The 26,807-nt window shown below is 73.7% G+C and carries 23 protein-coding genes; 14 read left to right on the forward strand and 9 right to left on the reverse strand.

Features of this window, described 5'->3' with window-relative positions:
• Positions 1 to 80: 80 nt before the first annotated feature.
• Positions 81 to 374, forward strand: a complete 294-nt coding sequence (locus OERS_RS14105; RefSeq protein WP_068626370.1) for a hypothetical protein — start codon at positions 81 to 83, stop codon at positions 372 to 374.
• Here OERS_RS14105 and OERS_RS14110 read toward each other — a convergent pair.
• Together OERS_RS14110 and OERS_RS14115 are read right to left on the reverse strand one after the other, a co-directional pair.
• Positions 371 to 715 carry an STAS domain-containing protein gene (locus tag OERS_RS14110; RefSeq protein WP_068626372.1) on the reverse strand — a complete coding sequence of 115 codons (345 nt, stop codon included), beginning with the start codon at positions 713 to 715 and terminating at the stop codon, positions 371 to 373. The two genes, OERS_RS14105 and OERS_RS14110, sit on opposite strands and share 4 nt — an antisense overlap.
• Before the next feature lie 119 nt (positions 716 to 834).
• A complete protein-coding gene (locus OERS_RS14115; RefSeq protein ID WP_068626373.1) occupies positions 835 to 1,371 on the reverse strand; it encodes an aminoacyl-tRNA deacylase in 537 nt (178 codons plus the stop codon).
• 167 nt (positions 1,372 to 1,538) lie between these two features.
• Here OERS_RS14115 and OERS_RS14120 point away from each other — a divergent pair, with 167 nt between their 5' ends.
• Positions 1,539 to 2,165, forward strand: a complete 627-nt coding sequence (locus OERS_RS14120) for a hypothetical protein (RefSeq protein ID WP_068626375.1) — start codon at positions 1,539 to 1,541, stop codon at positions 2,163 to 2,165.
• Entirely contained in the window at positions 2,162 to 3,334 is a 1,173-nt protein-coding gene (locus OERS_RS14125) for a PrsW family intramembrane metalloprotease (protein WP_068626378.1), read from the forward strand. Before OERS_RS14120 ends, OERS_RS14125 begins: the two co-directional genes overlap by 4 nt.
• Positions 3,335 to 3,406: 72 nt before the next feature.
• On the opposite strand, the gene OERS_RS14130 is transcribed toward OERS_RS14125, so the two are convergent.
• Positions 3,407 to 5,203, reverse strand: a complete 1,797-nt coding sequence (locus OERS_RS14130) for an ABC-F family ATP-binding cassette domain-containing protein (protein WP_068626379.1) — start codon at positions 5,201 to 5,203, stop codon at positions 3,407 to 3,409.
• Positions 5,204 to 5,526: 323 nt separating this feature from the next.
• Positions 5,527 to 7,431, reverse strand: a complete 1,905-nt coding sequence (locus OERS_RS14135; RefSeq protein WP_068626381.1) for a M15 family metallopeptidase — start codon at positions 7,429 to 7,431, stop codon at positions 5,527 to 5,529.
• A gap of 207 nt (positions 7,432 to 7,638) precedes the next feature.
• Here OERS_RS14135 and OERS_RS14140 point away from each other — a divergent pair, with 207 nt between their 5' ends.
• From OERS_RS14140 to OERS_RS14155, 4 genes are all read left to right on the forward strand, one after another.
• Entirely contained in the window at positions 7,639 to 8,178 is a 540-nt protein-coding gene (locus OERS_RS14140; protein WP_068626383.1) for a hypothetical protein, read from the forward strand.
• 50 nt (positions 8,179 to 8,228) lie between these two features.
• Positions 8,229 to 9,434 (forward strand): aminoglycoside phosphotransferase family protein, encoded by a 1,206-nt coding sequence (locus OERS_RS14145; RefSeq protein WP_068626385.1) that lies wholly within the window; start codon positions 8,229 to 8,231, stop codon positions 9,432 to 9,434.
• A gap of 153 nt (positions 9,435 to 9,587) precedes the next feature.
• The gene (locus tag OERS_RS14150; protein WP_082849105.1) at positions 9,588 to 10,184 is read left to right on the forward strand and encodes a hypothetical protein; all 597 of its coding nucleotides are present in this window, start codon (positions 9,588 to 9,590) and stop codon (positions 10,182 to 10,184) included.
• Positions 10,185 to 10,500: 316 nt separating this feature from the next.
• Positions 10,501 to 11,712 (forward strand): GAF domain-containing sensor histidine kinase, encoded by a 1,212-nt coding sequence (locus tag OERS_RS14155; protein WP_056764286.1) that lies wholly within the window; start codon positions 10,501 to 10,503, stop codon positions 11,710 to 11,712.
• Between the two features lie 47 nt (positions 11,713 to 11,759).
• Here OERS_RS14155 and OERS_RS14160 read toward each other — a convergent pair whose 3' ends face one another.
• Positions 11,760 to 12,638 carry an alpha/beta fold hydrolase gene (locus tag OERS_RS14160; RefSeq protein WP_068626387.1) on the reverse strand — a complete coding sequence of 293 codons (879 nt, stop codon included), beginning with the start codon at positions 12,636 to 12,638 and terminating at the stop codon, positions 11,760 to 11,762.
• 86 nt (positions 12,639 to 12,724) lie between these two features.
• On the opposite strand from OERS_RS14160, the gene OERS_RS14165 reads away from it, so the two are divergent.
• Positions 12,725 to 14,677, forward strand: a complete 1,953-nt coding sequence (locus OERS_RS14165) for an AfsR/SARP family transcriptional regulator (RefSeq protein ID WP_068626389.1) — start codon at positions 12,725 to 12,727, stop codon at positions 14,675 to 14,677.
• A 90-nt stretch (positions 14,678 to 14,767) separates the two neighbouring features.
• Here the strand turns inward: OERS_RS14165 and OERS_RS14170 are convergent, their stop codons facing one another.
• On the reverse strand, positions 14,768 to 15,436 hold the full coding sequence (locus tag OERS_RS14170) for a response regulator (RefSeq protein WP_056653332.1): 669 nt from the start codon (positions 15,434 to 15,436) through the stop codon (positions 14,768 to 14,770).
• 141 nt (positions 15,437 to 15,577) lie between these two features.
• Between OERS_RS14170 and OERS_RS14175 the strand changes: the two genes are divergently transcribed.
• Entirely contained in the window at positions 15,578 to 17,251 is a 1,674-nt protein-coding gene (locus OERS_RS14175) for a bifunctional phosphatase PAP2/diacylglycerol kinase family protein (RefSeq protein ID WP_083201477.1), read from the forward strand.
• Between the two features lie 131 nt (positions 17,252 to 17,382).
• On the opposite strand, the gene OERS_RS14180 is transcribed toward OERS_RS14175, so the two are convergent.
• A complete protein-coding gene (locus tag OERS_RS14180; RefSeq protein WP_068626391.1) occupies positions 17,383 to 17,997 on the reverse strand; it encodes a 1-acyl-sn-glycerol-3-phosphate acyltransferase in 615 nt (204 codons plus the stop codon).
• A gap of 168 nt (positions 17,998 to 18,165) precedes the next feature.
• On the opposite strand from OERS_RS14180, the gene OERS_RS14185 reads away from it, so the two are divergent.
• The 4 genes from OERS_RS14185 (at position 18,166) to OERS_RS14200 (ending at position 21,214) form a co-directional block, all read left to right on the forward strand.
• Positions 18,166 to 18,642 carry a hypothetical protein gene (locus OERS_RS14185; protein WP_056653341.1) on the forward strand — a complete coding sequence of 159 codons (477 nt, stop codon included), beginning with the start codon at positions 18,166 to 18,168 and terminating at the stop codon, positions 18,640 to 18,642.
• Between the two features lie 205 nt (positions 18,643 to 18,847).
• A complete protein-coding gene (locus tag OERS_RS14190; protein WP_197487085.1) occupies positions 18,848 to 19,162 on the forward strand; it encodes a DUF4190 domain-containing protein in 315 nt (104 codons plus the stop codon).
• Between the two features lie 94 nt (positions 19,163 to 19,256).
• Positions 19,257 to 20,240 (forward strand): cyclase family protein, encoded by a 984-nt coding sequence (locus OERS_RS14195; protein WP_068626393.1) that lies wholly within the window; start codon positions 19,257 to 19,259, stop codon positions 20,238 to 20,240.
• A 98-nt stretch (positions 20,241 to 20,338) separates the two neighbouring features.
• A complete protein-coding gene (locus OERS_RS14200) occupies positions 20,339 to 21,214 on the forward strand; it encodes a hypothetical protein (RefSeq protein WP_068626395.1) in 876 nt (291 codons plus the stop codon).
• Between the two features lie 30 nt (positions 21,215 to 21,244).
• Here the strand turns inward: OERS_RS14200 and OERS_RS14205 are convergent, their stop codons facing one another.
• On the reverse strand, positions 21,245 to 22,084 hold the full coding sequence (locus OERS_RS14205) for a DUF427 domain-containing protein (RefSeq protein ID WP_068626400.1): 840 nt from the start codon (positions 22,082 to 22,084) through the stop codon (positions 21,245 to 21,247).
• 168 nt (positions 22,085 to 22,252) lie between these two features.
• Positions 22,253 to 22,915 carry a GAP family protein gene (locus OERS_RS14210; protein ID WP_068626402.1) on the reverse strand — a complete coding sequence of 221 codons (663 nt, stop codon included), beginning with the start codon at positions 22,913 to 22,915 and terminating at the stop codon, positions 22,253 to 22,255.
• Positions 22,916 to 23,047: 132 nt separating this feature from the next.
• Here OERS_RS14210 and OERS_RS14215 point away from each other — a divergent pair.
• On the forward strand, positions 23,048 to 26,807 hold a 3,760-nt coding region (locus OERS_RS14215), incomplete at its 3' end, for a DUF3418 domain-containing protein (RefSeq protein WP_068626405.1).

Below are 26,807 nucleotides of genomic sequence, written 5' to 3' on the forward strand. Positions count from 1 at the left end.
GCCGAGGCGTGACACGCGCTCGGGCCGCACCCGCCCGCGCGCTACGCTCCTCGTTCACACCGATCAGCACCGGAGGCCCCGTGGACCGCAGGACCCTGGACGTCGCCGTCCCCGTCACGTTCGGCCTGCTCGTGGCCTCATCGGCGATGTGGTTCAGCGCCGCACAGTTCCCGATCATGATGGTCGGGGGCGTGCTCGTGGGCCTGTACTTCTCGGCGTTCCGGCAGAAGCTGCCGCACGAGCTCCCCGCCCCGGACGAGACGCAGCGGATCGAGCCGCCCGTCCGTGACCGGATCGAGCCCGCACGGCCCGCCGACGCGGGTGCCCCGTGGGGCACCCCACCCGCGATCGAGGACCGCCGCGACGACGCCTAGGACCCCGCGGAAGCCGTCCGCACGACGGGGATGGTGCCGGCCATGCCGATCATCTCGAGCAGGTCCTCGAGCGTGCTCGTCGGATCCTGCAGGACCACGGGGCGTCCGTCCTCGGAGCCCAGCATGTAGACCTGCAGGATGAAGGCGATGCCCGAGGAGTCGATGAAGGTCACCCGACCGACGTCGATGGTCACGGGACCTGGGTGCGTGATGACCTGCGCCATCGCGTCGCTCGCGCGGTCTCGCAGGGCTGCGTCGATCTCTCCCCACAGCGTGATGAGAGACCCCTCCGGGGTCGCCTCGTAGGTGATGCCTGCGTCCAAGGTGCTGGGGATGGTCATGCTTTCTCGTGCTCCGTCAGTCGGTGAGGCTGGTCCTCGCGGACCGTCCTCCTGGTCAACGATCGGGCAATGAACGGTGTTCCCGGGGTCGGGGCCCGTGATGGTCAAACCCTGTGAGGCTAGACCGGCTCGGTCACGTCCGCGACCTGCGCGCCCAGGACGGCGGCAAGTCGCGCCCCGTCGACGGTCGCCGCGACGCCGAACGCGCCCCCGCCGATCGAGACGAGCGGCGAGGCGCCGTCGGGCTCACCGAGAAGGTCCGCCCCTCCCTCGTCCTGCCCGACGACGTCCCCCACCTCGCGGAAGACGACGCGCGAGTCCGCGACGACCGGCCACGCGGTCGTGGAACCGAACGGCGTGATGGTGCCGCGCTCGTACCCGGTGACCTCGCGGGCGACGTCCTTGTCCGGCATGGACAGCCGCGAGACCCCCAGGAGAGACCTGAGCTTGGGCCACGAGATGGTCCGGTCGCCGGGCACCAGGACGAACAGGTAGTCGTCGTCACCACGGCGGACCACGAGCGTCTTGACGATGTTCGCCGGGTCGATCCCGCGCGCTTCCGCGGCCTCCTCGAGGGAGCCCACCGGGCCGTGCCGGGTGATCGTGAAGTCGATCCCGGACGCCTCGAGTGCGGCGTGTGCTCGCTCTTCGCTCATTCCTCAGACCCTAGGCCCCGCCGCCGACACCCACCGCCCGAGAGAACGGCCCGCACAGTTCGTCCACGTCTCCTCCCCCCGTCGTCCGCGCCGGCCAGCGGTCGCGGTACGCCGCGCCCGGTGCTTGCATCGGAGGGACGTCCCGCCGCCCCGACCCGAGGAGCACGATGCAGCCGGAACCTCCCCCGCTCCTGCGGCCCGAGCGTCGCGGACGCTTCGGGATGGATCGCGTCGGGTCGGTCGCGACGACCCTCGTCCTGCTGGCCATGGTCGCCCTGTGGCTCGTCCCGACCGCCGTCGACGAGGGCACCCCGCCCACCGAGACCGAGATCCCCGCCGGGAGGATCGTGACGGTGTCCGACGGCGCCTCGACCGCGACGATCCGGTTCCCCGCGGGGTGGTCCACGACGGCCGACATCAGCCCGTCGGGCGACGCGAGCGAGTCGACGTTCGAGGGCGCGAGCCTCACCGTGGACCGCGCCGGCGTCGGCGTCCAGATCGAGGTCGCGTCGGGGGTCGAGAACGCGAACGTCTTCTTCGCACGGCGGGCCCGGCTCGCCGAGCTCTCGACCGGCGCGAGCCTGTACGACGCCCGGATCGTCTCCGAGGGCGACCCGGCCGAGGTCTCGGGCGTCTTCCGGTCGGACGGCCCCGCCGCGGCAGCGCTCACGGTCAAGGTCACCCGGCAGTACGCCCAGGGAGGCGTCTCGATCCTCGCGTACGGGACGTCGTCGGACCTGCAGGCCCAGTCCGAGGCCGTGGCCACCCTGGTGAAGGCAGTGACGATCTCGTGACCGACCACCTCCGCAACGTTCCTGTGGTCCTGCCCACGGGCGCTCCAGCACGACGTCGGCGTGGCCTGTTCCCCCACTACCAGTGGGCGACCTGGCTCTACTGGGTCTGCCTGGTCGTGACCGGGTTCTCGATGCTCCTGACGGCACGCCAGGACGCGCTGCTCACCCCGGAGGGCCTCGGGATCGGGGTCCTGCTCGCCGCGCTCGTCACGCTGCTGCTCACGGCGATCATCCGCCGTCTCGACCTGTTCGAGGACGAGCCGGGCCCCCTGCTGCTCGCGGCCTACGCGTGGGGCTTCGTGGCCGCACCGACCATCGTCGTGGTCGCGAACGACCACCTGATCTCCGCGCTCGAGCGCGTCGGCCTGGCCTCCTGGTCGGCTGCCCTCGCGGGGCCGACCGACGAGGAGCTCATCAAGGTCCTCGGTGTGGTCCTGGTCCTCTACGCGGGGCGCGCGCACGTGACCCGGCCGCTCAACGGGCTGGTCTACGGAGCCATGGTGGGCCTGGGGTTCGAGGTCAGCGAGAACATCAGCTACATCGTGCAGGGCGCGATCATGGACCCGAACTCGGACGCCGTGGGCGCGCTCCAGGTCGGGCTGAGCAGGGTCCTGGTCGGGTTCGGCGCGCACGTGATGTTCAGCGCGATCGCCGGGTTCGGCGTGGCCTACGCGCTCACGGCGTTCCGCATCTCCGTGGCCCGGCGCATCGGCGTGGCCCTCGGGGCGTACCTGCTCGCCTGGGCCCTGCACTTCGCGTGGAACGCCCCCGAGATCTTCCTCTCGTCGTCCGAGGCCGGCGTCTTCGCGTCGGTCTTCCTCAAGTACGTGGTCCTGATCCTCGCGTTCGTCCTGGTCTTCCGCTACGCCCGGAGCATCGACCACCACTGGTTCGAGACGGTCCTCGCCGACCAGCCCGCGGACGTCGTGACGCCGGGCGAGATGGAGGCGCTGCGGTCCGTCCACGCGCGGCGGGCGGTGCGCAAGGCGGCCCGACGCGCGGGCGGTGCGGCCGAGAGCCGCCGGCTCGCCGACCTGCAGGAGGCCCAGCTCCGGCTCGCGACCCTGCTGGGCATCTACCCTGACGGGTCGCCGCCGGTCGAGGTCCAGAAGCAGGTCGTCCACGAGATCCGCTCGCGGCTGACCGTGCCCGTCGAGGTGCCGGCCTAGCCTCCGCGCGGCTCGGTCGAGCGCCCGAGCCGGGGAGCCGCCGGGTCTCCCCGAGCTCCCTGCGTGCAGCCGTCAGCCGAGGTGCACCACGTCGCCCTTCCAGGTCCGCCGCAGCCACCGGTCGTGCGAGGCGACCACCACGGCCCCCGGCCACGTCTCGACCGCGGCCATGAGCTCCTCGGCGAGCGCGAGCGAGATGTGGTTGGTCGGCTCGTCGAGGAGCAGCACGTCGGGGGCCTGCGTCACGAGCATCGCGAGGACCACGCGGCGCCGCTGGCCCACGCTCAGCATCCCGAGCGGTCGGTCCAGGTCGCGGGGGGCGACGAGGCCGTGCGCGTTCACGAGCGGGCGGTCCGCGGGGTCCTGACCCGTGATGAGGGCGAGCAGGTCGCGCGGGGTGCGTTCGTCGTCGTGCAGGCGGACGTCCTGCTCCAGCAGGGCGACCTCGACGCCTCGCGCACGCCCCACGGTGCCCGACGTCGGCACGAGGTCCCCCGCCAGCACGTGGAGCAGCGTCGACTTGCCCGAGCCGTTGGCCCCGGTCACGAGGAGCTTGGCGCCCGGCGCGAGGTCGATCGACGGGACCCCCGCGGCTCGCAGGTCGAGGCGGGGACGGCCGGGCGTCGCAGGGTCGGGCTCGGTCGCCCCTCCCTGCACGACGACGTCACGCGCCCAGAGCGCCAGGCCGTCGGTGCCGTTCGACGCCCCCTGGGAGCCGCGCCGACCGCCCGACCGCCCGGGCGACGAGCTCGTCGCCCGCTCGCGCACGAGGTGCGGCGGCGCGAACCGCAGCGGCTCCGGGGGCTTGCGCACCTGCTCGGCCTCGAGCGTGTCGAGGCGCTGCTGGGCGTTGCGCACGCGCCGGGAGACCTGCGACTGCACGCGCTCGCCCTTGGCGTCGTAGAGCAGCTTGGACTGGTTGCCGCGCTCACGGTTGTGCGAGACGTTGCGGGCCGTGGTCGCGACCGACCGCCGCAGCGCCTTGAGCTCGTCCTGCTCGGCCGCGAACTGCTGCTCCCAGCGGGCACGCTCGACGCGCTTGGCCCGCAGGTAGTCGCGGTAGGTCCCCGCGTACAGCGTGCCGCCCGTGCGACCCGCGGAGCTGGCCTCCTGCGAGGGGTCGAGGTCGAGGATCTCGGTGCAGACCTCGTCGAGGAACACCCGGTCGTGGCTCGCGAGGAGCACGGCCCCGGGCAGCGCGCGCAGCGCGGTCGCGAGGAACTCGGCGGCCTCGTCGTCCAGGTGGTTGGTCGGCTCGTCGAGCAGGAGCGCGCCGGGCTGGCGGATGAGGAGCGCCGCGAGGCCGAGGCGCGTGCGCTGGCCGCCCGAGAGCCGCGCGACCAGGCGGCCGCGGTGGATCACGTCGAGGCCCAGGCCCGCCAGCGCGCGGGAGGCACGGGCGTCGGCCCCCCACACGTCCGACTGCTCGGCGCGCGCGAGAGCCAGGTCGTAGGCCGCAGTGAGGGCATCGACGTCAGCGGACCCGTCGTCAGAGCTGGGCCGGGCTGCACCCCGGCCAGGTTCTGACAACGAAGCGAGGGCCGCAGCGGCCGCCTCGAGCTCGCGCTCGATCTCCCGGACCCCCGCGAGGGCGTCCTCGACGACCTCGCCGACGGTCGTCGTCGGACCGTAGGGGAACTCCTGGTGCAGGTAGCCGAGGTCGGCCGGGCGGGTGACGACCCCGGAGTCGGGGTCCTCGACCCCCGCGAGGAGGCGGAGGAGCGTCGACTTGCCGACACCGTTCTCACCGACCAGGCCGGTCCGGTGGCCGGGGTCGACGGCGAGGTTCACCCCCGCCAGGACCGTGCGGTCGCCGTAGGACTTGGTGAGGTCCGTGGCAGTGAGGAGGGACGGAGAGGCATGGGGCATGGGGTCACCTGACTGGAAGGGCGCCACGGCGGCACAGGAGGCTGCCTGCCGACGTCGAGCGCTGCCGGGACGCGACGAGGTGGTCACGTCGCGGGGCGACGTCGGGGCGCGAGAGGAAGGGGGTCTCGCGGGCAGGCTCAGATCCACATGGGCCCCACACTACGCGGTCGCCTCGGCGCCCCGCGACCGCATTGTCGGGCTGCTCCCGCCGCCTGCCTCCACTCCGGCCGTCTCGACCCGGGGCGCCCTGGAGGGCACGGGCTGGTGAGCCGCGAGCGGCGCCCGTCCCCTCGCGGGGACGCGCGCCGTTCGGCGTGAAGTCGTCACGGGGTCGCCGTGGGCTCCTGGGTCACGAAGGCCGTGGACGTCGGGTCCGAGGTCGGTGTCGGGTCCGGTGTCGAGGTCGGCGGAGCCGTCGGCGTCTCGGTCGGCGGGGTGGTCGTCGGCGGGTCCGTCGGGTCCGGCGTCTCGGTCGGCGGGGTGGTCGTCGGCGGGTCCGTCGGGTCCGGCGTCTCGGTCGGCGGAGTCGTCGTCGGGGGGTTCGTCGGCGTCGGCGGGTCCGTCGGCGCGGGCGTCGTGGGCGTCGGGTTCGGCGTGGGAGCCGGGCTCGGCGGCGTCGTGGGAGGTGTGGTGGGCGGGGTCGTCGGCACCACCGGAGGGGCCGTCGGCGTCGCGGGAGTCCCCCCGGTGTAGCGGTCCGGCATGGCGCCTGCCGCGTAGAACTCGAAGTGCCAGGGCTCGGGCTTGCGGCCGTCGAGCCGCGCCCACGACGGGTTGTCCCACCCGTAGTCCGGTGCGTGCAACCGCATCCACAGGTACTCGGCGCTGCGGCCCGTGGAGACGGGCTGCCCGACGTCGATCGCCAGGCCCCAGCCGTGCTGCGAGGTGCCCGGCACGGCGGCGAGGTACGGCTTGGCGGCCTTGACCGCGACCTGCGCGTCGTAGCTGCGGTACGAGTCGGTGATGCGGAGCGGCTTGCCGAACTCCTTCTGGTACTCGACCGCGAGCGCGTTGAGCTGCTCGGCGGCGTCGCAGCGCAGGCTGTGCCCGGAGGCGAAGTCGAGACCGCAGAGCACCGAGTCCGGCAGGAGTCCGTTGCCGTACTGCGCGGTGCTGTCGGCGTACTTGGCGACCACGGCCGCGAGCTGGTCGGCGAGCGTGCCGCCGGCGGGGGCCGTGATGCCTGCGGCCGGCAGGACGTCGCCGGGCGCCAGCGCGTAGGACGGGCCCATGAGCTCTGCGAGCCGGGTCGCGGCGACCACGACGTCGTCGAGCGTCACCAGGTCGTCGTGGTCGGGGGCGTCCTCGTCGGTCGGGTCGCCGGTCAGGTCACCGGGGAGCGGCGCCCCGTCCTCGACCGTCCCGTCCGGAAGGACGGTGTCGTCGGGCGCCACCGCACCGTCCAGGACCGTGCCCGACGGCGTGTCCCCGCCCGCCGCGTCCGGCGCCACCGGGGCCGTGGGCTCGGGCGGGACGGGAGCGAGGTCGGTCGCCAGGGCGTCCGCGGCGCCTGCCGGCACGTACCCCGCGGGCAGGCCGGACGACACGGTGTTCGCCGCCGCGGCAGCGTCCACGACGTCGGAGGGTGCTGCGGTGGCCCCGGGCCCTTCGACCACACCGGAGGACCCAGGAGCCGCAGGCGCGACAGGGGCGACCGGCGCCAGCGGAGACAACGGTGCGGGGGCGGGCGGTGTGGCCAGGCCGTCCAGGAAGAAGCTCCCGGCCCCGCTCGTGCTGGTCCCGCCGCCCGTTCCAGGAGCGCTCCCACCGGCAGCAGCCTGCTGCGCCTGGTAGGTGGCCAGCAGCATGCCGAGCTCCGAGCGGGCCTGGAGCACACCGTCCGGGACCTGCGCCTCGGCCGCGATGTACTCGTCGGAGCGGTCGACCGCAGCGACGACCCGTTCGAGCTGGACGTCCTCGTGCGGCGGTTCGTAGGCGGCGGGGAGCACGCCGAACGCGGCACCCGGGGTCGGGGTCTCCGGCGCGGCGTACTCGACCGACCAGGACTCACGGTGCGTGATCGACGACCCCACGAACCCGACGGTCATGACCGACCCGAGCACGAGCGTGGTCGAGAGGATCCACGGGACCGCGCGGGACGTGTGGCGCGGGCGAGCGCTCGCCGCGAGGCACGGAGGCGTCGTAGGAGCTAGAGCGTCGGTCGCGGCCTCAGTGGCGACGGGGAGGGACGAGCCGGCGACCGAGCCTGCCTCGTCGTGCGGGCTCACTGCTGCTCCCGCAGGGCGGCGTGAACGCACACGGTGCGTCGGCAAGGTCACCACGAGACTCCAATTGTCCGGTCTTGCGTCTTTCGACGTAGCGAGGCTATCGCGAGAAAGGCCAAACTCAAGCCTGGACGACGAACGGCGTGTACGCCACCCCTCCTGGATGAACACTGAGGGTGACTTCTCAGGTTGCGCGAGCACAATGGGCGCATGGACACCTCGAACCCGTTCCAGGCGCCCCCCGCGCAGCGCACCCGACGCCCCCGCCGGAGTGCCGCCGTCGGGCTCGCGCTCGTGCTGTCCACGTCCCTGCTCGGCGCCTGCGGCGACGACGGGAGCATCACCCTGCCCGAGTTCACCATCACGAGCGACCAGCTCGACCAGCTCCTGAACGACGCCAAGGCCCAGGCCGAGACCATCGGTGCCGACGTGCAGTCCCTCGTCGACGGGCTCGGCTCCCTGCCCGAGGACAAGCGTGCCCAGGTCGAGGAGGCCGTGACCTCGGCACGGACCGCGTCGCAGGACCTCCAGGCCGCGATCGACGAGGCCGCGACCGCGAGCGAGGACACCAAGGCGGAGGCGGAGCAGCGCGTCGCCGAGGCACGGACCCGGCTCGACGAGGCCTCGGCACGGCTCCAGTCCGCGTCCGACGCGGTCGAGTCGGCCGACCAGGCGGTGAGCTCGAAGCTCGACGAGCTCCGCACGGAGGTCGACAAGCTGTCGGCCGACGTCGAGGACGCCACGTCCTGACGGCCGTGTCGCACCCCGCCGGGCGAGGAGCCCGCGGGGCAGACTGAGGCATGCCGTCCGCCGCTCCCCCGCCCGAGCCCGCGCCTGCCCGCACGCCCGTGCCCGACCTCGACGAGACCCTCGCGTTCGCAGGCGTCGCCCTGGGCGCCGCGCTCGCCGAGCCCGAGGCCCTCGGCGGGTCGGCGAGATCCCTCGTCGTCCGTGCCCGCGTGGTCGCGGGGCTCACGACCGACCGCCTCGACACGACCCGCGCCGCCGCGCGCGCCCCGGGCAGCACGGTCGTCGTCAAGCGGTTCCTCGACAGCCCCGGGACGCACGGCCTGCCGTTCGAGCACGAGGTCGCGGGGCTCCTGGCGCTCGACCGCACGCCCGTGCTCCTGGCCGTGGACGAGGCGCACCGCCTGCTCGTCATGAGCGACGTCGGCGACGGGCCGACGCTCGCCGACCTGCTGCTCGGCACCGACCGCGACGCGGCCTGGCGCGGAGCCCTCTCGTGGGCGACCGCGCTCGGCGAGCTCGCGGGCGCCTCGGGGCCGCACGTCGAGCGGTTCTCGGCCGAGCTCGCGGCCCGCGGCGTCGTGCGCGGGTGGGACCTCGAGGCTGACGCGCGCGCCGGGGTGCACCGGCTCGTCGCGGCCCTGCCCACGCCCACGGACCTCGCGCGCGACCCGCTCGACGCGACCCTCGCGTTCCTGCACGACGACCTCGAGGCCCTCGCGAGCCTGCGTGCGCCGGGGAGCGCCGTCGTCGTCTCCCCCGGGGACACGTGCCCCGACAACGCCGTCCTCACGCCCGCCGGGTGGGTCTTCCTCGACCTCGAGGACACCACGGCCCACCACCCCGCGCTCGACGCCGCCTACACGCTCATGCCGTTCTCGACGTGCTGGTGCGTTTTCGACCCGCCGCCCGGCCTGACCGACGAGCTCCTCGCGGCGTTCACCGCGGGGCTCGGTCGGCACCTGCCCGACGCCGTCGCCGAGCCCGCCTGGACCCGGGACGTGCTGGTCGCGAGCGCAGGATGGATCCTCGCCATGACGGGCTGGCTCCTCGACGGAGCGGTCGAGGACCGCCCGCGCGTGGGGCCCGAGGGGCGCTCGCCGTCGTACCGCCAGCTCGTGCTGTCCCGGTGGCGCTGGGGCGCCGAGCACCTGCGGGACGTCACCCCGGGCATCGCGTCCCTCCTGTCCGACGGCGTCGCGTGGGCCGAGCGCGAGTGGGGACCTTCGCCGTCGGGCGGGTATCCCGCGTTCTCCTGAACCTGCCGCTGCGTCCGCGCCGAGCCTCACGACGGGACCTAGGTCCCCCGAGATCCTCGACCTTCGCCCCAGGTCACGCCCCTCGCGCTCCGGTGGAATGGAGTCAACGAACCGGAAGGGGATCCGGTCCTGGAGACGAGGAAGACAGACGACATGAGTGCAACGATCGAACGCCCGGCCAGCTCGGCCCGCTCGGCCCGAGCAGTACGTGCCGTCCCTCACGAGGTCACCGGGGCGACCACGACCGCGAGCCTCGCGGTCCGCGGCACCCTCCCGACCCAGATCGTCCTGGGGATCTTCCGGATCGTCATGGGCTTCTACTTCGTGTGGGCCTTCCTCGACAAGACCTTCGGGCTCGGGTTCTCGACCCCCTCGGAGCGGGCCTGGATCAACGGGGGCAGCCCCACGGCCGGCTTCCTCGGCGGCGTCCAGGGACCGTTCGCGAGCTTCTTCAACGGGATGGCCGGCGCGGCCTGGGCCGACTGGCTCTTCATGGCAGGCCTCCTCGGGATCGGGCTCGCCCTGATGCTCGGGATCGGGATGCGGATCGCGGCGACCGCCGGGACCGTCCTCCTCGGCTTCATGTACCTCGCGTCGCTGCCCCTGACCACCAACCCCATCATCGACAGCCACGTCGTCGAGGCCCTCGCGATCATCTCGCTGGCCATGATCGGCGCCGGCGACACCCTCGGCCTCGGCCGACAGTGGAAGAGCCTGCCGCTCGTCCGCAAGAACTCCTGGTTGGTCTGATCCCCGGTTCGGCGACGCGATCCGCTCGCCACGGCGATACACCCAGGTAGACGCGGGAATCACGGGGAACGCGAGACCCCGGCCCGCCCGACGGCCCTCCCGGTCACCTCCCGGAGGGCCGTCGCTCTTTCCCCGGCCGGTCGGCCACCCGTCGACCGGCCGGGGGCACACCCGTCGGAACCGCGGCGGGTGCCGGGACTGTCCCAGATCGAGGGGGTTCGTCATGGAATATCTGAAGACCCACCACCAGTGGGAGAGCACCGTCCCGGTCCTCCCGAGGCCAGCTCCGGTCCGCACATCTGACAGACTCACGTGGGTGACCGAGTCCCTCCCGTCCGCCGTCGCGCACCGCGTGCTCGACGCCGTCGTCGCCATCACGAGCAACCTCGACCTCGACACCGTGCTCCGCCGCATCGTCGAGGCCGCCATGGACCTCACCGGAGCCCGCTACGGCGCGCTCGGGGTCCGCGACGGCGACCGGCTGGGCCGGTTCGTCCCCGTCGGCATGGAGGACTCCGAGGTCGAGGCGATCAGCCACTGGCCCCACGGCCACGGCCTGCTGGGCGAGGTCATCCGGCACCCGCACCCCCTGCGGGTCGACAAGATCGAGGGCTACCCCGCAGCGTCGGGCTACCCCGCGGGCCACCCGCCCATGCACTCGTTCCTCGGGGTGCCGATCCAGGTCCGCGACTCGGTCTACGGCAACCTCTACCTCACGGACAAGCGCGACGGCTCCCCGTTCACGCAGGACGACGAGGCCGCGGTCCGCGCCCTGGCCGCCGCCGCGGGCGTCGCGGTCGACAACGCCCGTCTCTACGAGGACGGCCGCCGCGTCGCGGTGCTCGAGGACCGCGAGCGCATCGCCCGGGACCTGCACGACGTCGTCATCCAGCGGATCTTCGCGTCCGCGATGACGCTCATGAGCACGACCAAGCACATCGAGAACGAGATCGTGCGCTCGCGCGTCGAGGAGGCCGTGAACGACCTCGACGACACCATCCGGGAGATCCGCTCGACGATCTTCGCGCTCCAGGCCACGACTCCCCCCGAGGCGAGCCTCCAGGAGAGGCTGACCGCGGCGGCCGACGCCGTGACCCCCGCGCTCGGGTTCGCCCCGTCGGTCATCATCGAGAGCGACGACTCGTCGCTCGTGCCCGCCGAGGTGGCGGACCAGCTCGTGGTCGTGGTGGGCGAGGCCCTCACGAACGTGGCCCGGCACGCGCGGGCCTCGCGCGTCGACGTGCGGCTCAAGGTCACCGACGACGCCATCACGCTGTCGGTGGTCGACGACGGGATCGGCTGCGAAGGGGTCGACGCGGGCGACCACCGCGGCGGGCTGCACAACCTCGCGACGCGCGCCGAGGCCCTGCGCGGGAAGCTCGCGGTGGGACCCGCCGAGGCCGTGGCACGGGAGGTCGTGGGGGCTCGTGGGACAGGGGCCGACGCCGCGACGACGGGCGACGGCTCGTCGACCGCGGTCCCGACGGGCCGCGGGACCGCGCTCGTGTGGAGGATCCCCAACGCCTGAGACCCCGGTCCGGGCCGTGGCGGTTCGCCACGGCCCGGCGCAGGGGCTCACCGCGCGACGAGCTCCCGCAGCTCGGCGGAGATGCGCTCGGGCGACTCCTCGGCCATGAAGTGGCCCGCGTGCAGCGTCCTGTGGACGAGGTCGTCCGACCAGGCCGACCACAGCGCCTGCGCGTCGTACCCCAGCTCTGCACCCCAGTCCTGCTGGATCACGAGCGTCGGCATCGTCAGACGCACCCCCGCGGCCCGGTCCTCGCGGTCGTGCTCCAGATCGATCCCCGCCGAGGCGCGGTAGTCGGCCACGATCGACGGGATCGCCTCCCGGGACGCGCGGAGGTACTCCGCCCGGTACTCGGCGGGGATCGCCTCCGGGGCCGAGGTCCAGCCGTCGAGGAACGACGCGAAGAACGCGTCCGAGGCCCCGGCGATCATCGGCTCGGCGACACCCGGCGGCTGTGCCATGAGGTACAGGTGCCAGGCGACCTTCGCGTCCGCGCCGCGCAGGATGTCCCACATGTCCAGCGTCGGCAGCACGTCGAGCGACGCGAGATGGGTCACGGCGTCAGGGTGGTCGAGCCCCGCACGGACCGCGACCAGCGCGCCGCGGTCGTGCCCGGCGAGCGCGAAACGGTCGAAGCCGAGCCCGGCGGCGACCGCGACGACGTCGGCGGCCATCGTCCGCTTGGAGTAGGTGTGCTCGTCCGCCTCGACCGGCTTGTCGCTCGCGCCGTAGCCGCGCAGGTCGGGGCAGATCACGGTGTGGTCGCGGGCCAGGTCCGCCGCGACGTGGCGCCACATCACGTGCGTCTCGGGGAAGCCGTGCAGCAGGACGATCGGCGAGCCGCTGCCGCCGACCGCGACGTTGAGCACGACGTCGCCCGCTCCGCGCAGCCGTCTGGTCGTGAACCCTGGGATGGAGAGAGTCATCGGGACTCCTTTCGTTCGGTCCCTCGAGCCTCGCGCCCGTCGATCAGCAACGGATCAGCAGGTGTCGTCGGGCGTACGGTGGACCGATGCCCTGCCCGCCGTCCCCCGACCCGCTGGGCTGGGTGACCCTCCGCGTCCTCGGCCCGACGGACGGGGCCCGCGCCGACGGCACGCCGCTGGCCCTGCACGGGGCCCGCCACCGGGCCCTGCTTGGCAGGCTCGTCGCAGCGCGCGGCCGCGCCCTGCCGGTCGCCGAGCTGTCTGCCGCGCTGTGGGGCGAGGAAGCCCCGCCGCGCGCGGTCGGTGCGATCCGCACCTTCGTCGGCGACCTCCGCCACGCGCTCGAACCGGACCGCCGTCCACGAGAGCCTGCGCGCGTCCTCACCACGGTGGGCGACGGCTACGCGCTCCTGCTCCCCGACGACGCGGTCGACGGCCGCCGTCTCGAACGGGCGACCGACGAGGCCGCGGGCCGAGCACCCCGCGAGGTCGAACGATCGCTCGCCGCCGCGATCGCTCTGTGGCGCGGCACGCCCTACCCCGAGGCCGGCGACGCGCCCTGGGCCGTCGAGGAGCGTGCGCGTCTCACCGGGCTGCGCGACGTCGCGATCGAGCGGCGCGCCACCGCGCTCCTCGCGCTGGGTCGGCCCCACGAGGCCGTGCCGACGTTGCGCGAGCTGGTCGGCCGGCACCCCCTCCGGGAGCGAGCATCGCTCCTGCTCGCGCGGGCGCTCGACGGCTCGGGGCAATCGGCCGAGGCGCTCGAGGTGCTCGGCACCGCGCGGGGCGAGCTCGTCGTCGTCGGGCTCGACCCCTCGCGCGAGCTCGACGACCTCCAGACGAGCATCCTCCGGCACGAGCGTCCGCGAGAGGACTCGGACGCGTTCTCCCGCGCCACCGAGGCCTCGACGCGCATCACCGACGCCCACTCCCGGCTGCGCCTCGAATCGACGGTCGCGCTGCTGCGCACCCTGGCCGTGTCCGGCGGCACGGGCCTCGCGGAGGCCCGCTCGCAACGGTCCGAGATCGTGGACGCGGTCGACCGCCTGGGCGACCCTGCGCTGGCCGCGCGGATCATCGGCGGATTCGACGTCCCCAGCATCTGGCCGCGGTCCGACGACGAGCACGCCTCGGCCGCCGTCGCCGCTGCGGCCCTCCGAGCCCTCGACGAGCTCGACCCCGACGGCACGACCGCCCGCGCACGGCTCCTCGCCGTCGTCGCCGTCGAGCTGCGCGGAAGTCGTACGAGGACGGGCCGGGCGTCTGCCGACGAAGCCGTCCGACTCGCCCGGGGGCTCGGGAACCCCGAGCTGCTCTGCTTCGCGCTGAGCGCTGCCGTCGTCCAGCTCTGCGACCGGCCGGGACTCTCCGCCGAGCGCGACCGGGTCGCAACCGAGATCGTCGACCTCGCACGGCGCCACGACCTGCCGACGTTCCACCTCCACGGACTCCTGGTGCGCATGCAGTCCGCCACCGCACGCGGAGACCTCGCCGAGGCTGCGTCGCTCGCTTCTGCCGTCGACACCCTCGCCGACCGCCACGAGCGACCGCTCGCCCGGGTCTTCACCCTGTGGAACGAGGCCGCCCGCACCGCTGCCCGGCACGATCCGTCGGCCGAGACCCGCTACCGCGCCGCGGCCGAGACCCTCGACGGCGCGGGGATGCCCGGCGTCGCCGAGGGCCTCCTCGCTCTCGCCCTCGTCGGCGTCCGGGCCGACGACGCGCCGCTCGACGACCTGCACGCAGGCGCCTATGACCCCTGGCTCGCCCCGCTCCGCCACGCTCGCGCCGGTGAGACCGCGGCCGCGGCCGCGCTCCTGGACGACGTTCCCGACCCCCCACCGGGCCTCCTCGTCGAGGCCCTGTGGAGCCTGGTCGCCGATGCCGCGACGCTCGCCGCGCACCCTCGCGCGGCCGAGAGGTCGTGCCGGGCGCTCGAGCCTGCGCGCCAGGAGCTCGCGGGCGGCGCGACGGGGATGCTCGTGCTCGGTCCGGTCGCCGACCGCCTCACCTCGTGCGGCCACGCGGAGGACCCGTGACCCGTCGGTGACGAGGCGACCACCGACGAGGGTGAGGTCCGGTACGGACGATCGCTCCGCCGTCGGGCGATGCCCAGCGGGCCGTGCGGCTCAGCCGCGCGGGCGGTCCTCGGTGCGCATCTCGGTCGCGAGGACCGCGACCTGCGTACGGCGCTGCAGCCCGAGCGTCGACAGGATGTGCGACACGTAGTTCTTGACCGTCTTCTCCGCGAGGAACAGGCGCTCACCGATCTGGCGGTTCGTCATGCCCTCGCCGATCAGGTCGACGATCTGCCGCTCCTGGGGCGAGAGCCCCTCGAGGCGGTCGACCTCCTGGGCCTGCGGCGTGCGCAGCCGGTCGAGGATGCGCGCGGTGCTCACCGGGTCGAGCAGCGAGCCTCCGCCCGCGATGGTCCGCACCGCACCCACGAGGTCGGAGCCGTGGATCTGCTTGAGGACGTAGCCCGAGGCCCCCGCGAGGACGGCCTGGAACAGCGCCTCGTCGTCCGCGAAGGACGTGAGCATGAGGCAGCCGATCTCCGGCATCTCGGAGCGCACGTCGCGGCAGACCTCGACGCCCGAGCCGTCGGGCAGGCGCACGTCGAGCACGGCGACGTCCGGTCGCACCGCACGGATGCGCGGCAGCGCCGACGCGGCCGTGCCGGCCTCGCCGACGACCTGGATGTCGTCCTCGGCCTCGAGGAGGGCGGCGACGCCACGGCGGACGACCTCGTGGTCGTCGAGGAGGAAGACCCGGATGGGGTCGGGGGTGGTGCCCATAGGGAGAACTTATCGGAGTTGTGTCAGAACGAGGGTGCCGGACGAGCAGGAGGCCCGACGGCGCCGCTCCCGCAGGAGCGCGGGCTCGACGTCACAGCGCGCGGGCGGGCAGGGCCGGCGGGGCGGCCCTACGGTGGAAGGATGCCGTCGTCCTCCTCCGTCCCCGTCCGGAACCGTCGGCGGAAGCCCCGCTTCACGGGCCTCATCAAGCCCCACGAGGCCTTCCCCGCGATCGCCCGGCTCGACCGCCGCATGAACGAACGGACCTACGGGCGACGGCTCGGCCCGCAGGCCGATGCCGCGCTCGTGCGGCTCTCGACGGCGGCGAACCACAGCGTCCTGTGGATGGGGCTCGGCGCCGGGCTGGCCGCGACGGGTGCCCGAGGGCGCCGGGCGGCGGTACGGGGCCTGGGGACGCTCGCCGTCGCGAGCGCGGCCGCCAACCTGCTCGGCAAGGGCCTGTTCGGTGGCGATCGTCCCGCCGCGGACGTGCTGCCGCTCGTGCGACGGCTGCGCCGCTACCCGACCACCCCCTCGTTCCCGTCCGGTCACTCGGCGTCGGCTGCCGCGTTCGCGACGGGCGTGGCCCTCGAGTGGCCCGCCGCCGGGCTGGTCGTCGCGCCCGTCGCCGGCGCGGTCATGTACTCGCGGCTGCACGTGGGGGCGCACTGGTTCTCGGACGTCGTCGGGGGTGCAGCGCTCGGGGTCGGTCTCGCCGTGCTCGGCAGGTGGCTCGTGCCCTCTCCCCCGGGCCCCGCACCCGACGTGCCCGCCGGGCCGCCCACCGACGTGCCCGCGCTGGCCGACGGCGAGGGCCTGTTCGTCGTCGTCAACACGTCTGCCGGGTCCGGGCGCCTCCTCAAGGAGGACCCGCTCGAGGTCCTCCGCCGTGACCTCCCCAGGGCCCGGGTGCACGTCCTCGCCGAGGGCGACGACCTGCGCGAGCTGTACGACCGGGCGGCCCACGGCGGGGCCGTCGGGTCTGGTGGGGCTGCGGGCCCCGGCACGGAGTCCGACGACGTCCGCCCCGCCGTCGCGCTCGGGATCAGCGGGGGCGACGGGACCGTCTCGACAGCGGCTGCGGCCGCCCGGGAGCACGGGCTCCCGCTCGTGGTCCTGCCCGGCGGGACGCTCAACCACTTCGCCAAGGCGGCCGACCTCACGTCGATGTCCGCGACGGTCGACGCGGTCCGGACCGGTTCGGGCGTGAGCGTCGACGTCGCCGAGCTGCGCGTCGACGGCGAGGACCCGCTCACGGTGCTCAACACGTTCTCGCTCGGCATCTACCCCGAGCTCGTCTCGCAGCGCGAGCGCGCCGAGAAGCGCCTGGGCAAGTGGCCCGCGACCGTGTGGGCCACCTCGCGCGTCCTGCGCTCGGCCGCCCCGCTGCGGCTGTCCGTGGACGGCGTGGTCGGCTCCTACTGGTCGTTCTTCGCGGGCGTCAACAAGTACGTCCCGCAGAACCTCGCGCCCGTCGAGCGCGTCCGGCTCGACGACGGCGTGCTCGACGTCCGTACGGGACGCGCCGAGAAGCGTTACAGCCGGGCCCGGCTGTTCCTCGAGACCGTCGCGGGCGGTGGCGCGTCCTCGCTCGCGCAGCGCGTCCAGCCCCTCGAACGCCACCTCGCGGTCGACTCGTGGACGACGCCCGACCTCGCGCTGCGCTTCGGGGACGGCGAGCCGCACGACCCGGTGATCCTCGCGCACGACGGCGAGACGCTCGAGATCGACGGCGACCGCGTCGTCGACGCGACGCTCACCATGGTGCGCGGCGGGCTCCGGGTCTACGCACCGACAGACCCGGCTGCGGGCTGAGGCCGAGCGGGTCCGGGGACGGCCCGTCTCCTGGACGAGGACGACGCGAGCCGCCGCAGCCCCGTGACGGAAGCACCGCCGTCGGGCCGCGTGGTCCGAGGGGCCACGATGGCCCGACGGCGCCGCGCCCGTCAGACGCTCGGGTCGCCCTCTGCGGCACTCGCCCCGCGGGCGGGCCGGTCCTCCTCGCGCAGGCGCGGCTCGGTGCGGCGCGACGGGTCGAACCCGGCCTTGTCTGCGTAGAACGCGCGGACCAGGTCCATGTCGGCACGGACGTCACCCGTGAGGTCGAGCGTGGGGCCCAGGCCCGCGGTCATGGTCGTGCGGTCGACGTAGCCCAGGGTCACGGGCATGCCCGTCTCGCGCGCGATCCGGTAGAAGCCCGACTTCCAGTACTCGCCCTTGCTGCGTGTGCCCTCGGGCGTGATGACGAGCGAGAAGACCTCGCCCGTGCGGACCCGCGAGACGATGTCGTCGACCACACGGCTCGGGTCCGTCCGGTCCACGGGGATCCCGCCGAGGGCCCGCGCGAACGGTCCCACGACGCCCTTGAACAGCGTGTGCTTGCCGAGCCAGCGGACCTTGACGCCGACGCTCGCCGAGATCGCGAGCATGAGCACGAAGTCCCAGTTCGAGGTGTGCGGGGCGCCGATGAGGATGCCGGGGCGGTCGGTCGGGGGCTGCTCGGTGCGCAGGGTCCACCGACTCGCCGCCCAGTAGGCGCGCGCCAGGGCGCGGCGGATCATCGGGCTGCCTCGAGGGCTACGGGGTGGGACACGGCAGCAACGCTACCCGGGCGCGCGGACCCCGCCGGCGCCGGAAGGGCGGCCCCTGCGTGTGCCGTGGGCGAAATCTCCACGAGCCCTCCATGTCCTCCCTGTCTTTTCCCAGGTTCACCGGGCAGACTTCTCGGCATGACGTCGCCGAAGACATCAGGACCTGCCGCCCGGCTCGCCGCCGCCAGCTTCCTCGCACTCGCGATGATGCTGCCGCTGAGCGCGACCGCATCGGCCGCCGAGGTATCCCGGCTCATCGAGGACACGCAGTGTCAGGTCGACTCGATCGGCGAGGACCTCGAGAAGGCCAGCACCCAGCTCTCCACGCTCCCCTCCGGCCTGCGCCTCGAGGTGGAGGACGCCGTCGCGAACGCCCAGGCCGCCACGGACGAGGCCAACGCCGCGCTCGCGCAGGCCGCGACCGACGAGTTCGGCGACGGCCGCGCGGTCCTCGCCCTCACCGACGCCCAGGTCGCGCTCGACGCCGCCTCGGCCCAGGTCCGATACGTCGCCGACAAGACCGTGGCACAGGGCGCCGACGTCGGTTCGACGCTGCGCGACGTGCAGAACACGATCGACCACCTCCGGGGCGAGACGAGCCGCGCCGCGGCCTGACGCGGCGGCCACCTCGAGCGCTGAGCCCGCCTCGGCTCTGCCGAGAGCAGAGCCGCGAGTCGTTTTTCACCCCCATGGGGAGAATTACCCCTGTGCAGGCGCGCCGTTTTCCTCCACAATGAGCACCGCACTCCCGTGGCACTCCTTGCCACGATCCCCACGCTCCCGGCAAGGCTCGGGCGCGCGAGAGAAACGAGAAACCCCCGTGACCACTCCCTACGGCGCCCCGCAGGCCCCGCAGTCCGACCAGGCCCCGCAGTACTACGGCGCCCCCGTCGAGGACCCGGGCAAGACGCTCGGCATCGTCGGCTTCGTCCTGGCGTTCGTCTTCGCGATCGCGGGCATCGTCGTCAGCGCGATCGCCAAGAAGAAGTCCCGCGAGGCCGGCTTCGACAACCAGCTCGCCAAGTGGGGCCTCATCCTCAGCATCATCTTCACGGTGCTCGGAGCCATCGGCTGGGTCGTCTACATCATCGCCTTCGCCGCGCTGGCCGCGTCGGGCGAGCTCAGCACGTACTGACCTTCCCGGTCGCCCACGAGGCCGTCGTCCCCTTCCGGGGGCGGCGGCCTCGCTGCGTCTTCCCGTGGGCCGCCCGCGGTGCGAGACTCCGGTGATGACCGAGCAGCGCGCGCACTTCGACGCCCACGTGACCTTCGCCAACGGCGGCAGCCTCCGCACGGAGGGCTTCCGCCTCGACGTCCCGTCGGGCGACCTCCTGCCCGACGACGTCGCTCGCCTCCTGGTCCGCCACCTGGGCCTCGCACTGGTCGGGTCGGTCGAGATCACGGGGCTGACGTTCGTCGAGGAACCGCACGTGGGGAGCCGTGGGGTCGGTCGCGCCGTCGGTGACGCTGGGGTCGGCGAAGGGGCCGGACCCCGCGAAGGAGCGGGCCGCGCGACGCGGCTCGTCGACCTGAGCCACACCGTGCGCGAGGGCCTCGTGACCTACCCGGGCCTGCCCGCCCCGACGATCACGCCGTTCCTGACCCGGGCGGACTCGGTCGCGAAGTACGCGCCCGGGACCCAGTTCGCGATGGACGTCCTGACCATGATCGGCAACACGGGCACCTACCTCGACAGCCCCTTCCACCGGTACGAGGGCGGGACCGACCTCTCCGGGCTCGAGCTGGAGTCGCTCGTCGGGCTGCCTGCCGAGGTCTTTCGGCTGAGCGAGGTCGTCGACCCCGCGCGGGGTGGTCGTCGCGGGATCGGCGCCGAGGTCTTCTTCGACCGCGACCTGGCCGGGACCGCGGTGCTGCTCCAGACCGGCTGGGACCGACACTTCGGCACCCCGGCCTACGGGGAGCCCGCGCCCTTCCTCACCGAGGCCGGCGCACAGCACCTCGTCGACGCGGGGGTCGCGCTCGTCGGTATCGACTCGTTGAACATCGACGACACGGACCCCGTGAGTTCCGGCGGGGCGCGCCCCGCCCACTCGCTGCTCCTCGCGGCGGGGATCCACGTCGTCGAGCACCTGACGAACCTGGGTGCCGTGCCGCCGCGCGGTGCGCGGTTCACCGCCGCGCCGCCCAAGGTCGAGGGATTCGGGACGTTCCCGGTGCGGGCGTTCGCGGAGGTCACTGCCCGCCGAAGGTGACCGTGTGGACTGCCGACGGTGACCGCACGGCCACCCTCAGCACGCCAGTCGGTCACCCTCGGCGGTCCAGGGCGCCTGCCTCGTCGTAGGCTCGGCGCATGTCCGACGACCTGAGCCCCGCCCACGACGTCCTCCCCTTCGGCCGCGCCCCGCGCCCGGACACGGGCCCCGCGCTCGCCGAGCGCCTGCGCGAGGTCATGACCAGGAACCTCGGGCCCCACGCCTCCGGCCTGGACCGCGTCCGCATCGACGCCGCGACCGTCCCCGGCAGCCCGGACGTCCAGAGCCTCGACGTCGACGTGACGGGCCTCGTCGTCCGCGCGATGGGTGCCGCCGACGCCCCTGACCCGGCCGAGAACGTCGAGCACGTCGTCGGGCGCGAGAAGGCCGTCGCGCGGACGATCCGCGCCCAGGGGCATCCCGTCACGGTCGCCGGCGTCGCGGTCGACCTCGACGCCGAGATCCGCGACCTGCGCTTCTCCTGGGTCGAGGGTGCCGACGGCTCGCTCTCGATCGAGGAGTCCGGCCAGAACACCGAGCACCCCGTGAGCGGTCACCTGCGTGCCGCAGCGAGCCGCGACGCGCTCGTCACCACGGTCCGCGAGCTCGCGACCAAGGCCCTCGCGGACCAGGGCTTCACGCTCACCGCCCTCGACGTGGACCTCGCGTCCCGTGGGCCGCGCGCGGCGTCGATCGTGGCGTCCGCGAAGATCCGCAAGGGCTTCCTGTCCGCGAGCGCCCAGATCACCGCGACCGCCGAGATCGACCAGGCCATGGTCCTCACGCTGAGCAACATCGGGGCGACGAGCCGCAACCCGGTCGTCGCGGCGCTCCTGCTGGCCGTCCGCGGGAAGCTCGAGCAGGTCGACGGCAAGCGCATCGACCTCGCGTCCTCGCTGCCGCCGGGCGTCACGCTCTCGGACGTGCGGCTCGACGTCGGCGAGCAGCTCGTCCTGAGCGTCCGGGTCGGCTGAGCGTCCCGGTCGACGCGCGTCGCACTGCGCTCAGCGTCTCCCGCGGGGGAAGAACAGGCTCTCGGGGCGCGGCATCTCGACGCCGTCGAGCACGAGGTCGGTGCGCTCGCACCAGAAGGCGACGTACCCGCGCACCCTCTCGCCGTCGGACAACGGGTCCTCGTAGCTCCAGCCGATGTCCGCGCCGGCGGGGTCGCCCGACGCGAGCGACCAGTAGCGGGCGTGCCCCTTGTAGGCGCAGTCGCTCGTCGTCGTGCTCGGCGTCAGCGCGTCCCACTGCACGTCCTCGCGCGGGACGTACCACCGCAGGGGCAGGTAGGTCTCGGTGAGCGCCATGGCCCGCGAACTGTCCGCGAGCAGCACGTCGCCGAGGGACACGACGACGTGGCGCGAGCTGGGCACGACGTCGACCCGCTTGAACGGGTCACGCGGGTGGGCCGCGAGGGGCTGGTCCTCGGCGAACCAGTCGTACGCCTGGAAGTCGACCAGGACGTGGCCCGCGAGGTCCCCGTCGTCGGGACGGAAGAACGTCGCCGACGTGCCGGGCTCGGGGACGCCGTCCGGGCCCCCGGGCCACAGCTCGGTCCCCCCGCACGTGTGCCGTTCGAAGTGCAGCGGGTGCGGGATCAGCCCGTGCCGCACCTGCCCCTCCTGGTGCTCGCCCTCGACGAGGGGCACGCGCACGTCCGCCGCGGGGACCGCGTAGACCGGGAGCAGGCGCCACGGCTCCCAGACCAGGCGCGCGGTGGTCGAGCGGAGCACGAGCGTGGTCGGGTCCTCCCGGCGCACCGCGCGGATCTCCTGGGCCGCGGGGTACCAGCGCAGCCGATCGAGATCGAGCTGCCACCTGTCGACCCAGGACGTGGCCATGCCCCCAGCGTGCGCCCGGGGCCGAGCGGCTGCAATCCCCCGGGAGGCCGAGCGGCTGCAATCCCCCGGGGGGCCGAGCGGCTGCAATCCCCCGGGAGGCCGAGCGGCTGCCATTCCCGGGCCCGCCGGCTGCAATGGCCCCCGGGACGGGGCCGTCCGACCGAGCCCCTACAGCTCCCCGATCGCGTTCCCCAGGACCGTCGCCCCGATCACGAGCAGCAGCACCCCCATGACGAGCGACGTGTTGGCGGTCAGCCACTCCCGCAGGCGGTCGAGCCACGGCACGACGCGGGCGGGGGCCACGAGCGTCGCGACGAGCGGCACCACGACCGACAGCCCGCCCACCAGGACGAACGCCAGCACGACCACGACCTCCTGCACGAACCCGAGCGCCGCTCCGCCCACCGAGACGCCCGCGGCGAGCACGAACGCGAGCTCCTTGGGGTTGGCGACCGTGACCAGCGCACCGACGCCGAGGCCACGCGCGGGGGTGGCGTCCGCGATCGAGGCCAGCCAGCCGGGGAGGCTCGCCACCTCGCCCTCGGGCTTGGGGCGCCACTGCGTGAGGCCGAGCACCATGAGCGCGGCTCCCAGGACGATCCGCACCCACGCCGGGAGCTCGCTCGACCCCAGGAGGTGCTCGACGACGTCCGACGCCGCGACGACCACGCCGAGCAGGGCCGCGAGCGTGAGCAGCCGGCCCACGACGAAGGTCACGCCCGAGGCGCGTCCCCGGTCCGACGTCAGGAGCAGCGCGAGGGCGATGATCGGCAGCGGGCTGAGCGCGACGGCCACTGCGAGGGGAAGTGCGGCGCCGACGACCTCGGCCATGGAGTTCACGTCGTCACCGTAGTGCCACGCCTTCCCACGAGCCGACGCGCCGGGCCGATCCTCCTCGCCACGGCACGTGCCGGACGACGTCCGGGCAATTGAAGTTGCGACCGCTTGAGAGAATGGTTGGTCGTGAGCACCGAACCGCACGGCCCCGCACGGCCCGCCGTGGACAGCCCTGCGAGCGCCCCCACGGGCGAGGCGGGTCGCGAGCCGCGCACGGGCGGGAGCCCACGCCGCCGACGCGGAGGACGCGGACGGGCGAAGCCCCAGGTCAGCGAGCAGAACCCCGCCACCGAGCAGGCCGAGAAGGCCGACGAGGCCGCCGGTCGCACGGACTCCGCCCCCCGCCGGGACGCCGGCCGCGCCCGCGCCGAGAAGACACCCGAGGGCGACAGGAACGCCCGGGGCGAGCGTCCGACGTCGGGCACCTCGACGCGTGGCAACCAGCGCGGCACCCGCCGCCAGCAGGTGAGCCGCGCCCAGCTCGCGCGGGCCGCCGAGCGGCGCGCGCAGGTCGTCGTGCCGCCCATCACCTATCCCGAGCAGCTGCCCGTCTCCGCGCGGCGCGAGGACATCGCGAAAGCCATCGCGGAGAACCAGGTCGTGATCGTCGCGGGCGAGACGGGCTCGGGCAAGACGACGCAGCTCCCCAAGATCGCGCTCGAGCTCGGCCGAGGCCGGAAGGGCCAGATCGGGCACACGCAGCCCCGACGGATCGCGGCGCGCACGGTCGCGGAGCGGATCGCCGAGGAGATCGGCACGCCGCTCGGCGAGATCGTCGGCTACCAGGTCCGGTTCACCGACCAGTCGAGCGACCAGACGCTCGTCAAGGTCATGACCGACGGGATCCTGCTCGCGCAGATCCAGCGCGACCCGCAGCTCCTGGCGTACGACACGCTCATCATCGACGAGGCGCACGAGCGCTCGCTCAACATCGACTTCCTGCTCGGGTACCTCACGCGGCTCCTGCCGCAGCGCCCCGACCTCAAGGTCATCATCACGTCGGCGACGATCGACTCGCAGCGGTTCGCGCGGCACTTCGCGCCGGGCGGCCCGCTCCCGCCGCTCACGGCCGACGAGCTGTCAGAGGCAGACCGGGCGGGGGACCTGGGCACCTCTGACAACGGGTCCGTGGCAGTCGACGGGCCCGACGGCGCCGCTCACCATCCCCCCACGGCTCCCGTCATCGAGGTCACGGGTCGTACCTACCCCGTCGAGATCCGGTACCGGCCGCTGAGCCCCGACGTCGACCCCGAGACGGGCAAGACCAAGCGGGGCACCGCCAAGGGGGCCGCCGGCCAGGAGAAGGACCTCGTCACGGGCATCGTCGACGCGGTCGAGGAGCTCATGGCCGAGGGACCAGGCGACGTCCTGGTCTTCCTGTCGGGCGAGCGCGAGATCCACGACACGGCCGACGCCCTCGAGTCCCGCCTGGGCGAGCGCACGCGGGACGCCAAGCGCCCCGACTTCGTCGAGATCCTGCCGCTCTACGCGCGCCTGTCCTCGGCCGAGCAGCACCGCGTGTTCCAGGCGCACTCCTCGCGCCGCGTCGTGCTCGCGACCAACGTCGCCGAGACGTCGCTGACGGTCCCCGGCATCCACTACGTCGTCGACCCCGGCACGGCCCGCATCTCGCGCTACTCCAAGGCGACCAAGGTGCAGCGCCTGCCGATCGAGCCCATCGCGCAGGCCAGCGCCAACCAGCGCTCGGGGCGCTCGGGCCGTGTCGCGGACGGCATCGCGATCCGCCTGTACTCCGAGGAGGACTTCCTCTCCCGCCCCGAGTTCACCGAGCCGGAGATCCTGCGCACCTCGCTCGCGTCGGTCCTGCTGCAGATGATCTCGGTGGGCGTCGTCTCCTCGCCCGACGACGTCGCGCGCTTCCCGTTCGTCGAGCCCCCGGACACGCGCTCGATCCGCGACGGCGTGCAGCTCCTGACCGAGCTCGGCGCCCTCGAGACCGCGGCGGAGCCCGCCGGTCGCAGCGGCGCCGACAAGGACGCACAGCCCGGCCGCGCCGTCACGCGCCTCACCGAGGTCGGCCGCGTCCTCGCCCAGCTCCCCATGGACCCGCGCCTGGCCCGCATGATCTGGGAGGGCTCGCGCCGCGGCGTGGCGCGCGACGTCGCGATCATCGCGGCCGTGATGTCCATCCAGGACCCTCGCGAACGACCCGCCGAGTTCCGCGCCCAGGCCGACCAGCTCCACGCCCGCTTCGCGGACCCCCGCTCCGACTTCCTCACCTACCTCAACCTGTGGGAGTACGTGCGCGAGCAGCAGCGCGAGCTCTCGTCGTCGGCGTTCCGGCGCCTGTGCAAGGCCGAGTACATCAACTTCCTGCGCGTGCGCGAGTGGCAGGACGTCGTCGCGCAGCTGCGCGAGATGAGCAAGCCGCTCGGCATCGACATGTCCTACACACCCCGCACCCGGGGCGACGCGACCTCCGGGAGGGGAGCGACGTCGTCGGGCACCACGGTCGCCGAGGCGACCGACCAGCCCGTCGAGCACCGCCTGACCTGGGACGACGACACCATCCACCAGGCACTGCTCGCCGGGCTCCTCTCCCAGATCGGCATGCAGGAGGCCACCGAGGTCAAGGCCTCGTCCGTCGCGCACCTGCGCGGCCAGCAGAAGGAGCTCGCCATGAAGCGGGCCAAGAAGCAGGCCCGCAACGAGTACCTCGGCGCGCGCGGCGCACGCTTCGCGATCTTCCCCGGCTCGCCCCTGTCCAAGAAGCCGCCCGTGTGGGTCATGGCCGGCGAGCTCGTCGAGACCAGCCGTCTGTGGGGCCGCGACGTCGCCAAGATCCAGCCCGAGTGGGCCGAGGAGCTCGCCGGTCACCTCGTCAAGCGCACCTACTCCGAGCCGCACTGGTCCACCAAGCAGGGCGCCGCGCAGGCCAAGGAGAAGGTCCTGCTCTACGGCGTGCCCATCGTCGCCGACCGCACCGTCCTCTACGGCAAGGTCGACCCCGAGGCCGCGCGCGAGATGTTCATCCGCCACGCCCTGGTCCAGGGCGAGTGGACCACCCACCACCAGTTCTTCCACGAGAACCGCCGCCTGCTCGAGGAGGCCGAGGAGCTCGAGGCGCGCTCGCGCCAGCGCGGCCTCGTGGTCGACGACGACGTGCTCTTCGCGTTCTACGACGAGCGCATCCCCGAGGACGTCGTCTCCGCGCGCCACTTCGACACCTGGTGGAAGTCCGCCAGGCGCCGCGACCCCGACCTGCTCACCTTCACGCTCGAACAGCTCGTGCCCGACGCCGAGTCCGTCGACACCTCCCTCTTCCCCGAGACCTGGGCCCAGGGCGACCTCACGCTCCCCCTGACCTACCAGTTCCAGCCTGGGACCGACGCCGACGGCGTGACCGTGCACATCCCCATCAGCGTCCTGAACCGCGTCGTCCCCGACGGCTTCGACTGGATGGTCCCGGGCCTCCTCGACGAGCTCGCGACCGCGACCATCCGCTCGCTGCCCAAGCCCGTGCGCGTCCAGCTCGTCCCCGCCCCCGACGTCGCGCGCGACGTCGTCGGCTGGCTCCGCGAGAACACCCCGGCCTGGGAGGACATCACCCGCGCGGGCGACATGGCCGAGCCCTTCCACGTCGCGTTCACGCGCGCCGTCCGCGCCCTGCGCGACGTCGTCATCCCCGACGACGCCTGGGACGACGCCCGCACCGAACGCCTTCCCGGCCACCTTCGCATGACCTTCCGCGTCATCGAGGAGCGCCGCGGCGGCGAGGTCGTGCTCGACGAGTCCAAGGACCTCGTCTCGCTCCAGCGACGCCTCGCGCCCCAGGCGCAGGCGGCGGTGCGGGCGGCCGTCAAGGGGGCCGTCGGAGCGGCGTTGCGCGAGGCTGCTGCTGGGGCGGACGCGGGGAGGGGGGCGG

The organism is Oerskovia enterophila, from assembly GCF_001692445.1.
Lineage (GTDB): Bacteria > Actinomycetota > Actinomycetes > Actinomycetales > Cellulomonadaceae > Oerskovia > Oerskovia enterophila.

What these genes read in the sequence shown, in the direction of transcription:
- OERS_RS14110 (WP_068626372.1), bottom strand. Translation starts at nt 715, where the DNA reads ATGACCATCCCCAGCACCTTGGACGCAGGCATCACCTACGAGGCGACC.
- OERS_RS14115 (WP_068626373.1), bottom strand. Translation starts at nt 1,371, where the DNA reads ATGAGCGAAGAGCGAGCACACGCCGCACTCGAGGCGTCCGGGATCGAC.
- OERS_RS14120 (WP_068626375.1), top strand. Translation starts at nt 1,539, where the DNA reads ATGCAGCCGGAACCTCCCCCGCTCCTGCGGCCCGAGCGTCGCGGACGC.
- OERS_RS14130 (WP_068626379.1), bottom strand. Translation starts at nt 5,203, where the DNA reads ATGCCCCATGCCTCTCCGTCCCTCCTCACTGCCACGGACCTCACCAAG.
- OERS_RS14140 (WP_068626383.1), top strand. Translation starts at nt 7,639, where the DNA reads ATGGACACCTCGAACCCGTTCCAGGCGCCCCCCGCGCAGCGCACCCGA.
- OERS_RS14145 (WP_068626385.1), top strand. Translation starts at nt 8,229, where the DNA reads ATGCCGTCCGCCGCTCCCCCGCCCGAGCCCGCGCCTGCCCGCACGCCC.
- OERS_RS14150 (WP_082849105.1), top strand. Translation starts at nt 9,588, where the DNA reads ATGAGTGCAACGATCGAACGCCCGGCCAGCTCGGCCCGCTCGGCCCGA.
- OERS_RS14160 (WP_068626387.1), bottom strand. Translation starts at nt 12,638, where the DNA reads ATGACTCTCTCCATCCCAGGGTTCACGACCAGACGGCTGCGCGGAGCG.
- OERS_RS14165 (WP_068626389.1), top strand. Translation starts at nt 12,725, where the DNA reads ATGCCCTGCCCGCCGTCCCCCGACCCGCTGGGCTGGGTGACCCTCCGC.
- OERS_RS14170 (WP_056653332.1), bottom strand. Translation starts at nt 15,436, where the DNA reads ATGGGCACCACCCCCGACCCCATCCGGGTCTTCCTCCTCGACGACCAC.
- OERS_RS14175 (WP_083201477.1), top strand. Translation starts at nt 15,578, where the DNA reads ATGCCGTCGTCCTCCTCCGTCCCCGTCCGGAACCGTCGGCGGAAGCCC.
- OERS_RS14180 (WP_068626391.1), bottom strand. Translation starts at nt 17,997, where the DNA reads ATGATCCGCCGCGCCCTGGCGCGCGCCTACTGGGCGGCGAGTCGGTGG.
- OERS_RS14185 (WP_056653341.1), top strand. Translation starts at nt 18,166, where the DNA reads ATGACGTCGCCGAAGACATCAGGACCTGCCGCCCGGCTCGCCGCCGCC.
- OERS_RS14195 (WP_068626393.1), top strand. Translation starts at nt 19,257, where the DNA reads ATGACCGAGCAGCGCGCGCACTTCGACGCCCACGTGACCTTCGCCAAC.
- OERS_RS14200 (WP_068626395.1), top strand. Translation starts at nt 20,339, where the DNA reads ATGTCCGACGACCTGAGCCCCGCCCACGACGTCCTCCCCTTCGGCCGC.
- OERS_RS14205 (WP_068626400.1), bottom strand. Translation starts at nt 22,084, where the DNA reads ATGGCCACGTCCTGGGTCGACAGGTGGCAGCTCGATCTCGATCGGCTG.
- OERS_RS14210 (WP_068626402.1), bottom strand. Translation starts at nt 22,915, where the DNA reads ATGGCCGAGGTCGTCGGCGCCGCACTTCCCCTCGCAGTGGCCGTCGCG.